The 10,563-nt window shown below is 50.9% G+C and carries 9 protein-coding genes; 6 read left to right on the top strand and 3 right to left on the bottom strand.

Annotated features, from left to right (window positions below; all coding sequences use genetic code 11):
* Nucleotides 1–299: 299 nt before the first annotated feature.
* Both F7P81_RS06570 and leuD read right to left on the bottom strand, forming a co-directional pair.
* Nucleotides 300–719 (bottom strand): metallopeptidase family protein, encoded by a 420-nt coding sequence (locus tag F7P81_RS06570; RefSeq protein ID WP_151158913.1) that lies wholly within the window; start codon nucleotides 717–719, stop codon nucleotides 300–302.
* 150 nt (nucleotides 720–869) lie between these two features.
* Complete coding sequence (gene leuD / locus F7P81_RS06565) at nucleotides 870–1,475, bottom strand: 3-isopropylmalate dehydratase small subunit (RefSeq protein WP_151158912.1); 606 nt, start codon at nucleotides 1,473–1,475, stop codon at nucleotides 870–872.
* Between the two features lie 243 nt (nucleotides 1,476–1,718).
* Here leuD and F7P81_RS06560 point away from each other — a divergent pair, with 243 nt between their 5' ends.
* Both F7P81_RS06560 and F7P81_RS06555 read left to right on the top strand, forming a co-directional pair.
* On the top strand, nucleotides 1,719–2,588 hold the full coding sequence (locus F7P81_RS06560; protein ID WP_151158911.1) for an HpcH/HpaI aldolase/citrate lyase family protein: 870 nt from the start codon (nucleotides 1,719–1,721) through the stop codon (nucleotides 2,586–2,588).
* A gap of 35 nt (nucleotides 2,589–2,623) precedes the next feature.
* Nucleotides 2,624–2,830 (top strand): DUF1737 domain-containing protein, encoded by a 207-nt coding sequence (locus F7P81_RS06555; protein ID WP_022709608.1) that lies wholly within the window; start codon nucleotides 2,624–2,626, stop codon nucleotides 2,828–2,830.
* A gap of 44 nt (nucleotides 2,831–2,874) precedes the next feature.
* Here F7P81_RS06555 and F7P81_RS06550 read toward each other — a convergent pair whose 3' ends face one another.
* Nucleotides 2,875–4,911 carry a M3 family metallopeptidase gene (locus F7P81_RS06550; protein ID WP_246176059.1) on the bottom strand — a complete coding sequence of 679 codons (2,037 nt, stop codon included), beginning with the start codon at nucleotides 4,909–4,911 and terminating at the stop codon, nucleotides 2,875–2,877.
* Between the two features lie 155 nt (nucleotides 4,912–5,066).
* Between F7P81_RS06550 and F7P81_RS06545 the strand changes: the two genes are divergently transcribed.
* The 4 genes from F7P81_RS06545 to typA all read left to right on the top strand — a co-directional run bounded on the left by F7P81_RS06545 (nucleotide 5,067) and on the right by typA (nucleotide 10,508).
* Nucleotides 5,067–5,534, top strand: coding sequence for a MarR family winged helix-turn-helix transcriptional regulator (locus tag F7P81_RS06545; RefSeq protein ID WP_151158909.1), 468 nt, complete (start codon nucleotides 5,067–5,069; stop codon nucleotides 5,532–5,534).
* Between the two features lie 44 nt (nucleotides 5,535–5,578).
* Nucleotides 5,579–6,847: a multidrug effflux MFS transporter gene (locus F7P81_RS06540; protein ID WP_151158908.1), complete on the top strand. Its 1,269-nt coding sequence runs from the start codon at nucleotides 5,579–5,581 to the stop codon at nucleotides 6,845–6,847.
* Between the two features lie 232 nt (nucleotides 6,848–7,079).
* Nucleotides 7,080–8,468 carry a magnesium transporter gene (gene mgtE, locus F7P81_RS06535; RefSeq protein WP_151158907.1) on the top strand — a complete coding sequence of 463 codons (1,389 nt, stop codon included), beginning with the start codon at nucleotides 7,080–7,082 and terminating at the stop codon, nucleotides 8,466–8,468.
* A gap of 222 nt (nucleotides 8,469–8,690) precedes the next feature.
* Nucleotides 8,691–10,508 (top strand): translational GTPase TypA, encoded by a 1,818-nt coding sequence (gene typA, locus F7P81_RS06530; RefSeq protein WP_022709449.1) that lies wholly within the window; start codon nucleotides 8,691–8,693, stop codon nucleotides 10,506–10,508.
* Nucleotides 10,509–10,563 lie beyond the last annotated feature (55 nt).

Below are 10,563 nucleotides of genomic sequence, written 5' to 3'. Positions count from 1 at the left end.
AATCAATCTCTCAATCTTTTCAGTGCTTTAACCAGCTAACCAATTCCTCAGTCAACCAATATCAGGGGCGAAGCTCTCTGCCGCTAGCAGCGCCGCCGCCCTCGTTGTGTCGCTATATAGACCCCACTCTCCCAAACTGTCAACACGACTTTTCAAAAAAATTACACAAATCGCAAACTTTCTTTCCACAGGGAAAACTTTAGATTTTATGCAAGCATTAACCAATGATTGGGCGCTATGGAGTGGAGATTCTCTATGTCTCTGCAAGCCACACTACACATTATATATAGCAGAGCATATTAATGCTGACTGCCGAGCCGATCCATCTCCGCTTCCGACAGACCTAAGCTCTGGCCAATCTCATGCAGCAATATATGACCGATGATCTCACCAAGCGTTTCCGTATTCTCACTCCAGTAATCCAGAATAGCGCGACGATATAATGTCAGCACTTCTGGACCTTCCTGCGCACGCAAATGAAACCGCTCTCCTACACCCCGCCCCTCAAAGAGACAGAGAATGTCATAAGGCGTATCCAGATCCAGATCTTCCATAACCTGTTCATCCGGAAAATCGGCCACTTCAATACGAATCTGCGGGCTGAGCGCACGAAAGTCATCCGGCATATGCGCATACGCATTCAATGCCAGTGATTTCAGTTCATCTACAGACGGGGCAAGTCTTGTTGCCCAGTCTCCGCTCAGATCAGTCTGAACCATTGTCCCTGTCTTTCTGCCCCGCTTATTATACAGCAGGTAGTCCAAAATTGATTCCATAAAAAAACCACGCTGACAGCCATCTGCAGCGTGGTTTCAAAACTGATATAGGCATTTATCCTGTAAATGCCAAGTGAGCCTTATTTTAAAGGCTTACGCCCACGGACGGCTTGCAGAATTCTTCTTCTCGAAAACTGAGATATTATCCGCTTTCTCCATTGTCAGGCCGATATCATCCAAACCATTGAGCATACAATGGCGTTTGAACTCATCCAGTTCAAAAGCAATGGAACCGCCATCCGGACCGGAAATTACCATCCCCTCAAGATCAACTGTCAGCGTGGCATTGGCGCCGCGCGAAGCATCATCCATCAGCTTGTCCAGATCTTCCTGAGAAACCTTGATCGGCAGGATACCATTCTTAAAGCAGTTATTATAGAAGATATCCGCAAAAGACGTAGAGATCACGCAGCGGATGCCGAAATCCAGCAAAGCCCAAGGCGCGTGTTCGCGGGATGAACCGCAACCGAAATTGTCACCGGCCACCAGAATCTGCGCATTGCGATAAGCAGGTTTGTTCAGAACGAAATCCGGATTTTCGGAACCGTCTTCATTAAAGCGCATTTCCGCGAATAGACCTTTACCAAGACCTGTACGCTTGATTGTCTTCAGATAATCCTTAGGGATAATCATATCCGTATCGATATTGATGATCGGCAACGGAGCGGCAACGCCGGTAAGCTTGGTAAATTTTTCCATCGGTCTCGTAACCTGTAAGTCAAAATGCTTTTCTCATTGTGCTTTACACCAGCTTTTTGCAGAGTCAAAGGCCTGAAATCCAAGCGAAGTGCCGCACCATGACAATAATGCGCCCCTCAACCCCAAAGGCAACTACCTTTTCATTGATTTCCTATAATATTCAATTCAAACAATATCCTGTCATTTTTGGCTGGTTTTCAGATCAAAAATAACACGAACATCTTTGCCAGGGAGAAATTCTGAGTGACACTTTATCAGCCGCGCCGTGCCGTGCTTTATGTTCCGGCCAGCCATCAGAAAGCCCTCGCCAAAAGCACACAACTACAGCCTGATGCCATTATATATGACCTTGAAGACTCTGTTGCCGAGCAAATGAAGCATGAAGCGCGTGTTAATCTGCGCAAACATTTTCAGGAGCAGCACCAAACAGTACGAAGCCCGCTAAAAGCTATCCGTATCAACAGTCTTGCCACGCAATGGGGTGAGGATGATCTGAAACTGGCAGCAGAACTCAAAACTGAGGCTATTGTTCTGCCGAAAACAGAAACGCCGCAACAGGTGATAGATGCTGCCCGCAAGCTTGATGATTATGATGCACCGGAGCCCCTCGGCATCTGGGCAATGATTGAAACGCCGCGCGGTATTCTCAATGCGGATGAAATTGCACGACTGGCGCAGAAATCCGCTGCACGCCTCAAATGTTTCATCGTCGGCACCAATGATATTGCTCTGAGCACTGGCGTTAAAACCACCAACCAACGCAGCGCATTACTGCCATGGATGATGCAGATTATTCTTGCCGCCCGTGCCGGTGGTATTGATGTATTGGACGGTGTTTATAATAATTTTCAGGATCAGGAAGGCTTCAAAGCCGAGTGCGAACAAGGAGCAATGCTTGGTTTCGACGGCAAAACACTGATCCATCCTTCCCAGATTGAAACCGCTTTGAACAGCTATTCCTCAACTGCCGAAGAAACCGCATGGGCAAATCAGGTAATTGCTGCTTTTAATCTGCCGGAAAATGCTTCCAAAGGCGCCATCTCCTTGAATGGCTCTATGGTCGAGCAATTACATATTCGTCAGGCAGAACGCGTTCTTGCGCGTGCGCGCTGATTCTTTCGAGTTTCTGCAAACTACAGGAGTTTCCTATGCAGCTATATCGTTTTCTCACCGGTCCGGATGATTCTTCCTTTTGTCATCGTGTTACCGAAGCCCTGAACAAAGGCTGGATGCTCTATGGCTCACCAAGCCACAGCTATAATGCTGAAGAAAAGAAGATGTATTGCGGTCAGGCCGTAACCAAGACCGTTGAAGGGCATGAATATTCGCCGGATATCAAGCTCGGCAGCTTCTAAAAATAAAAGCCCCTGCATATCCTACAGGGGCGTTTTCTAATTTATTAAAGGCCGCGTTTTTCGATCATGGCTTGCGGGCTCGGCATCCGGCCACGGAATGTTTTGTACAATTCCTCCGGATCTTTGGAACCACCCGCCGCATAAATATGGGTCTTCAGCTTTTCTGCCAGATCGGCATTGAACACATCGCCGCTTTCTTCAAAAGCCGCAAAAGCATCAGCGTCCAGAACTTCCGACCACATATAAGAATAGTAACCGGCTGAATATCCGTCACCGCTGAACACATGCAGGAAGTGCGGGGTACGATGGCGCATGATAATCGCTTCCGGCATATCCAGTTTTTTCAGAACTTCCGCTTCAAAAACCAGCGGGTCAGTCACAGGCTTGTCACTGGTATGAAATGCCATATCGACCAGCGCCGATGAGGTGAACTCCACCGTGTTGAAACCGGCATTGAAAGTCGCGGCTTTCAACACTTTATCAATAAGATCCTGCGGGATTGTCTCACCGGTTTTATAATGAGTAGCGAACTTCTCCAGCACCGGACGTTCGGTCAACCAATGTTCATAGAGCTGGGATGGCAATTCGACAAAATCGCGCGACACTGCAGTGCCGGAAATCGCAGGCCATGTTACATCACTCAGCAATCCGTGCAGGGCATGGCCGAATTCGTGGAACAGTGTATGTGCATCATCGAGCGACAACAGAGCCACCTCACCTTTCGGCGGTTTGGCGAAGTTCATTACATTATAAATGATCGGTGGCTGACCACCATCCAGACGATGAGACGACTGCAAAGCGCTCATCCATGCGCCGGAGCGTTTGCTCTGACGGGCAAAATAATCACCCAAGAACAAGCCGCGTCGTGAACCATCCGCGTTGAACACTTCCCACACACGCACATCCGGATGCCATGTCTGAATACCCTGATGTTCTTTGAATGTCAGGCCGAACAGACGTGTTGCCACATCAAAAGCTGCTTCAATAATTTTATTGAGCTGCAGATACGGCTTGAGATCGCCTTCATCAAAAGCGAAGCGCTCGGCACGCAGTTTTTCTGCATAATAACGCCAGTCCCAACCGGCTACCGGATGATTAAGCCCCTCACCGGTAATCAGCTTTTCAAGATCAGCCTGCTCTTCCGATGCGCGTTGTTTGGCTTTATCCCAAACCGGCATCAGCAAATCCATCACCGCATCGGGTGTTTTGGCCATTGTGTCATCAAGCTTGAACGCAGCGAAATTTGCATAGCCGAGCAGCTTTGCCTTTTCATCACGTAAGGCAACAATCTCTGTCACCAATGTGCGATTGTCAGTCGCACCGCCATTTTCACCGCGCTTTGCCCATGCTTCATAGGCTTTTTCACGCAAATGACGAACAGAGGAGAAGGTTAGGAACGGCTCAACAATCGCGCGGGAAAGCGTAACCGCCCATGCATCTTCACGGCCGCGCTCTTCAGCCGCCGCTTTCATCGCAGCCCGCAACTGCTCCGGCAAACCGGCAAGCTCTGCCTCATCAGTAATAAACAAAGCCCATGATGCTTCGTCTTTCAGCACGTTCTGGCCGAAACCGGCACCGAGACCGGCGAGCTTTTCATTAATATCGGCCAGTCGTGCTTTGTCCTGTGCATTCAGTTTAGCGCCGTTACGCACAAAGCCTTTCCAGCTCTTTTCCAGCACACGCAGCGTTTCCGTATCCAGTCCAAGCTTGGTACGGCTCTGATAAAGCGCATCAAGGCGGGCAAACAGCGCTTCATTCATCATGATGCGCGAGTGATGGCGGGACATTCTCGGCGCAACTTCACGCTCCAGCGCCTGAATATCCTCATTGGTATGGGCACCGGCGCGCATCCAGAAAATCGCGGCAATATGGGAAAGATCACGGCCGGAAAGCTGCAAAGCTTTCAGCGTATTCTCAATTGTCGGCGCATCAGGGTTCTGCAGAACGGCTTCCACATCCGCCCAGTCTTTTTCCAAAGCGATATCAAAAGCCGCGTTGAAATCCGCATCACTGAATTTACTGAAATCCGGCAGACCAAGCGGGCCGCTCCACTGGCTGAGTGCTGAATAGGCGGGCGTCATCTGATTGTCCTGCGGCATAACTCACGGTCTCCGGTTTGCAGAATTGCATTTCAAACATTTAAGCAGCCCGCTTATCCGCCACAAGTGATTTATACGGATAATTGACCGGTTTGAAAATAAATAGTAAGGAAACCTTATTATAAGGATGCCTTACAATGTTTGCAGGAAAATCCTACGATCCCGATAGTTTCGGTTTCGTTGTCTATGATATCAGCCGGCTTTTCAGCCTTGAGCGGGAGCGTAAGATCGTTGCCGCAGGTCTTGAACTCACGGCTTTCGAGTCACGGACACTGGTTCATGTTGCGCGTTATCAGCCAGCCCGCCAGTCTGTCCTCGCCGAGAGTATGAATATTGAAGCTATGACCCTGTCCGGCTATCTCGACAGGCTGGAAAATCGTGGCTTACTGCGCCGTGAGCCTGATCCCGATGACCGTCGTGCCAAGCTGATTTTTCTCAATGATACAGCCGTGCCGGTTCTGGATGAGCTGAAACGTATTGCGAAAGAAACCATCGCCGATGCTTCACAGGCGCTGCCGCCGGAAGAGTGGCAGAGATTTTTGAATAATCTGCTGACCGTCCGCGCACATTTAAGACAAATCAATCAGGAAAACCGGAAAAGCTGATCCGGTTATCCGCAATTTAGCTCCCAACCATAAAGCATGCCGCTATGTCCGATTCATCCCCCCGCGAAAAAACATCCCCGCTTGTCATTATGTCCGAGCGCCGCGTTGGCATTATCGGCGGCTTTCTTGCCGCCATCGGCCCGCTGGCAATGTCGCTCTATACACCGGCGATGCCGGAAATTGTCTCGGATTTCGGCACCACTGAGGCTGCTGTTAAACTGACCCTGACCGCCTATTTCGGCGGCTTTTGTTTTGCCCAGCTGATCTGCGGTCCCTTATCAGACGGCTATGGCCGCAAACCCATCACTATTCTTTTCATGTCTGTCTATCTGGCAGCCAGTGTGCTGGCATTGTTTGCTCCGACGATTGAGATCATGGTGCTGGCACGCCTGCTGCAAGGGGTCGGTGCAGCAGTCGGCGTTACCATGTCCCGCGCGATTGTCCGTGATCTGTTCACCAGTGACCGCTCGGCGCGGGTGATGAACCTGATCGGCATCGTGCTGTCCGTCGGCCCTGCCATCGGCCCGACACTTGGCGGGCTGACCCTGGAATTTCTCGGCTGGCATGCGATCTTTCTGGTAATGATCCTGCAAGGGGCAGCCGTCATTCTCATGATGTTGCTTTTTGTGCAGGAAACCGGCAAACCCGATCCTTCCCGTGTCCGGCCACGGGCACTTGTGCAATCCTATTTCAGCCTGCTGAAAACCCCGCACTTCCTGTTTGCCAGTCTGGTGCTTACCGGCGCTACCGGTGCGCTCTATACATCAGCCACCATCATGCCCTTTATTCTTATGACGCGTGTGGGACTGTCACCAAGCACTTTCGGCATGGGGATGTTGTTACAAACTGCTTTCTATATTTCAGGCGGCATTATTTACCGCATCCTGATGCAGCGCGTGACCGTTTTCCAGATGTCCTGCATCGGGTTGCTCTGCACCGGCTCCGCCAGTATCCTGCTCGCTGTGTTGCTGCGCATTTATGAACCGGGCTATCTGCTGGTCATGCTGCCGATGGGGCTTTACGTGATGGGCATTGCTTTTCTCACACCGCAGATGACAACGGCAGCCATGGCACCTTTTCCGAAAATTGCCGGTTCGGCTTCCGCTTTGATGGGCTTCTTCCAGATGGGCGGTGGTCTGGTCGGCGGCATCATTTCAGCCTCTATGGGCGATCCGGTTATCGCCATGGCAACATTATTGCCGCTGATGGGATTACTGTCATTAATCAGCTATATAATGTGGAACAGGTTCAAACTGCCTCTGGCCCCTACCTTGGAGCATCCGATTACCCCTGAAAAATCTGCAGACCGGTAAAGTCAGACTCTCATAGAATTGTCAGGCGAAAACAGCAGGGTTGACAAGCGCGGCCCGAGAGCACAAAACACGCCCAGACCATCAGGTCTGATTTTAACCGGAGTTTTACTCTTATGCCCAGCGACAGTCACAGTCGATTGTTTATGCCGTCAATGGCAGATCTGACCTGATCGCAGGAGCGATTGGTTTGTCACAATCTGCCATGACGGCGGATCGACAGAGAGGCAAACCAATGAACAACAATAACAGCACCTTCCGTGCTGCTCTCGATACAACGAATCTTGCAATCTCCGCCCTGCTTGAGCAGATCGGCCAATTGCGTACAGGTGATGCTGTTGAACTGATTAACGAGCTTGATCTCGACGATCAGGTCACTTTATTCCGCAGCATTTCAACCGAACAGGCTGTTCTTTTTCTGGATCAGCCGGAACTGCATTATGCAGACCAAATCATTGACAGTCTGGATAACGGACGTGCTGCAGAGATTCTGAACGGCATGTCTGCAGACCGTGCAACAGACATTTTCCATGATCTGGACTGGCCGTCCCGCAACCGTCTGTTTTCAGTTCTTTCACCGGAAACCAAAACCGCACTGAAAAAACTGATGGGCTATCCGGCCGATACCGCCGGTGGTCTAATGACAACGGAATTTATCGCTGTGCCATCCACATGGACAGTCGAACAGACTTTAGCTCATATCCGGCAGGTCGAGCGCTCCCGTGAAACGGTCTATGCCATCTATGTTGAAAATCCGGAAACCCGCATTTTACAGCATGTGGTATCACTGCGCCGTCTCATCACCGCCAATCCGCAAGCCGGTATTGCAGAAGTCGGCCGTGATCAGGAACCGCTGACAATTCCACCAATGATGGATCAGGAAGAAGTTGCACGTCTGTTCCGCAAGCACGATCTTCTGGCAATTCCTGTTGTGGACGAACAGCACCACCTGATCGGCATTGTCACCGTGGACGATGTGCTGGACGCCATGACCGAAGAAACTTCGGAAGATGCCTATAAATTTGGTGGTATGGAGGCTTTCACCAAGCCTTATATGCAGATTAGCTTCTTTGAAATGCTGCGTAAACGCGGCGGCTGGCTTTGTATTCTGTTCTTAAGTGAAATGCTGACGGCCAGTGCCATGCAGCATTTTGAAGTGGAACTGGAAAAAGCCATCGTTCTGGCACTGTTCATTCCGCTGATTATGAGCTCAGGTGGTAATTCCGGCTCGCAGGCCACATCCCTGCTGATCCGCGCCTTAGCATTGCAGGATCTCAAACTCGGTGACTGGTGGCGTGTCGCACTGCGCGAAATACCAACAGGTCTGGCGCTGGGCTCCATGCTGGGCCTGATCGGCTTTGTCCGTATCGCAATCTGGCAGAAAACCGGCCTCTATGATTACGGTGAGCATTGGGTGCTGATCGGCATCACAATTGCCGTGGCCCTGATCGGTATTGTGCTGTTCGGCTCTCTCTCCGGCTCGATGCTGCCGTTTGTTCTGCAGCGTCTCGGTCTTGATCCGGCCAGCGCCTCTGCACCTTTTGTGGCCACACTTGTCGATGTGATGGGCTTGGTCATCTATTTCAGTGTTGCTGTTATTTTCCTCACCGGAACACTGCTTTAACCTCGGAACAGGCCGGAATTTTCCGGCCTTTTTCTTATGCTGAAAATGTCCGTCAGGCTTTTTATGCAGTCAGTGCACAGCAGCAATGAGATATGCAATATGCTAAAATCAGCCCGCCCCCTTTTAAAATTGGCGAAAAACCTGTAAGAGCGCCCCATTATCTGCGGCGTTCACGAGGGATATCCTTAAGCGTCCCAACCCCCTATTCAGAGTGATAACTCAATGCAATTGCGCAACATCGCGATCATCGCACACGTTGACCACGGCAAAACGACCCTGGTTGACGAACTTCTGAAACAGTCCGGTGTATTCCGCGACAATCAACGCGTTACCGAACGCATGATGGACTCCGGCGATATCGAGCGCGAGCGCGGCATCACCATTCTTGCCAAGGCAACTTCCGCTGTCTGGAAAGATACACGCATCAATATCGTTGATACTCCGGGCCACGCCGACTTCGGCGGTGAGGTTGAGCGTATCCTTTCGATGGTTGACGGTGTTGTTGTTCTCGTTGACTCCGCTGAAGGCCCGATGCCTCAGACCAAATTCGTAGTCGGTAAAGCCCTGAAGCTCGGCCTGCGTCCTATCGTTGCGATCAACAAGATCGACCGTCCGGATGGCCGTCATGAAGAAGTCATCAACGAAGTTTTCGACATGTTCGCAGCGCTCGATGCGACTGACGAACAGCTCGACTTCCCGATCCTTTACGGTTCAGGCCGTAACGGCTGGATGGCAGAAAACCCGGAAGGTCCAAGCGATCAGGGTCTGGCACCGCTTTACGATCTGATCGTCAAGCACGTTCCGGCACCAAAGGTTGCTGAAGGCCCGTTCTCGATGATCGGTACCATTCTGGAATCTGATCCGTTCCTCGGCCGCATCATTACCGGTCGTATCCATTCCGGTACTTTGAAGCCGAACCAGTCGGTTAAAGTTCTCGGTCAGGACGGTAAGCTGCTGGAAAACGGTCGTATTTCCAAGATTCTTGCTTTCCGTGGCCTGGAACGTACTGCCATTGAAGAAGGTGTAGCAGGCGATATCGTTGCTATTGCCGGTCTTTCCAAAGGCACCGTGGCTGACACATTCTGTGATCCTTCAATCAACGAAGCCATGAAGGCTCAGCCGATTGATCCGCCGACCGTAACCATGTCCTTCATCGTGAATGACAGCCCGCTGGCCGGCACCGAAGGTGACAAAGTTACCAGCCGTGTTATCCGCGACCGTCTGCTGAAAGAAGCTGAAGGTTCGGTTGCTCTGCGCATTGAAGAATCCGAAGACAAAGATTCGTTCTATGTTTCCGGCCGCGGTGAATTGCAGCTTGCTGTTCTCATCGAAAACATGCGTCGTGAAGGCTTCGAACTGAGCATTTCCCGTCCGCGCGTTGTGATGCACAAAGACGAAGACGGCAATCTGCTGGAACCGGTAGAAGAAGTCGTTATCGACGTTGACGAAGAATATTCCGGTACTGTTGTTCAGAAAATGTCTGAACGTAAAGCGGAAATGGTTGAGCTGCGTCCATCCGGCGGCAACCGCGTTCGTCTGGTATTCTTTGCGCCGACCCGCGGTCTGATCGGTTACCAGTCTGAACTGATGACTGACACACGCGGTACAGCGATCATGAACCGTCTGTTCCACGAATATCAGCAGCACAAAGGCGAAATCGGCGGACGTAACAACGGCGTGCTGATCTCCAATGATCAGGGCGAATCGGTTGCCTATGCAATGTTCAACCTTGAAGACCGCGGCCCGATGATTATCGATGCCGGTACCAAAGTTTATCAGGGCATGATCGTTGGTATTCATACCCGCGACAACGATCTGGAAGTTAACGTGCTGAAAGGCAAGAAGCTGACCAACATGCGTGCATCCGGTAAGGATGAAGCTGTTAAGCTGACCCCGCCGATCCGCATGACTCTGGAACGCGCTCTGTCCTGGATTCAGGATGACGAACTGATGGAAGTAACACCAAAATCGATCCGTCTGCGTAAACTCTATCTGGATCCGAATGAACGCAAGCGTTTCTCGAAGTCCAAAGGCATGTAATCTTGCTTAAAAAGAAAACGGCGCTTAAAGCGCCGTTTTTTTATTCCCTGAAGAA

It is taken from the genome of Pseudochrobactrum saccharolyticum, from assembly GCF_008801715.1.
Classification (GTDB): domain Bacteria; phylum Pseudomonadota; class Alphaproteobacteria; order Rhizobiales; family Rhizobiaceae; genus Pseudochrobactrum; species Pseudochrobactrum saccharolyticum.
This window is presented reverse-complemented; position numbering and strand designations above follow the sequence as displayed.

What these genes read in the sequence shown, in the direction of transcription:
- leuD (WP_151158912.1), bottom strand. Translation starts at nt 1,475, where the DNA reads ATGGAAAAATTTACCAAGCTTACCGGCGTTGCCGCTCCGTTGCCGATC.
- F7P81_RS06540 (WP_151158908.1), top strand. Translation starts at nt 5,579, where the DNA reads ATGTCCGATTCATCCCCCCGCGAAAAAACATCCCCGCTTGTCATTATG.
- mgtE (WP_151158907.1), top strand. Translation starts at nt 7,080, where the DNA reads ATGAACAACAATAACAGCACCTTCCGTGCTGCTCTCGATACAACGAAT.
- F7P81_RS06550 (WP_246176059.1), bottom strand. Translation starts at nt 4,911, where the DNA reads ATGACGCCCGCCTATTCAGCACTCAGCCAGTGGAGCGGCCCGCTTGGT.
- typA (WP_022709449.1), top strand. Translation starts at nt 8,691, where the DNA reads ATGCAATTGCGCAACATCGCGATCATCGCACACGTTGACCACGGCAAA.
- F7P81_RS06570 (WP_151158913.1), bottom strand. Translation starts at nt 719, where the DNA reads ATGGTTCAGACTGATCTGAGCGGAGACTGGGCAACAAGACTTGCCCCG.
- F7P81_RS06545 (WP_151158909.1), top strand. Translation starts at nt 5,067, where the DNA reads ATGTTTGCAGGAAAATCCTACGATCCCGATAGTTTCGGTTTCGTTGTC.
- F7P81_RS06555 (WP_022709608.1), top strand. Translation starts at nt 2,624, where the DNA reads ATGCAGCTATATCGTTTTCTCACCGGTCCGGATGATTCTTCCTTTTGT.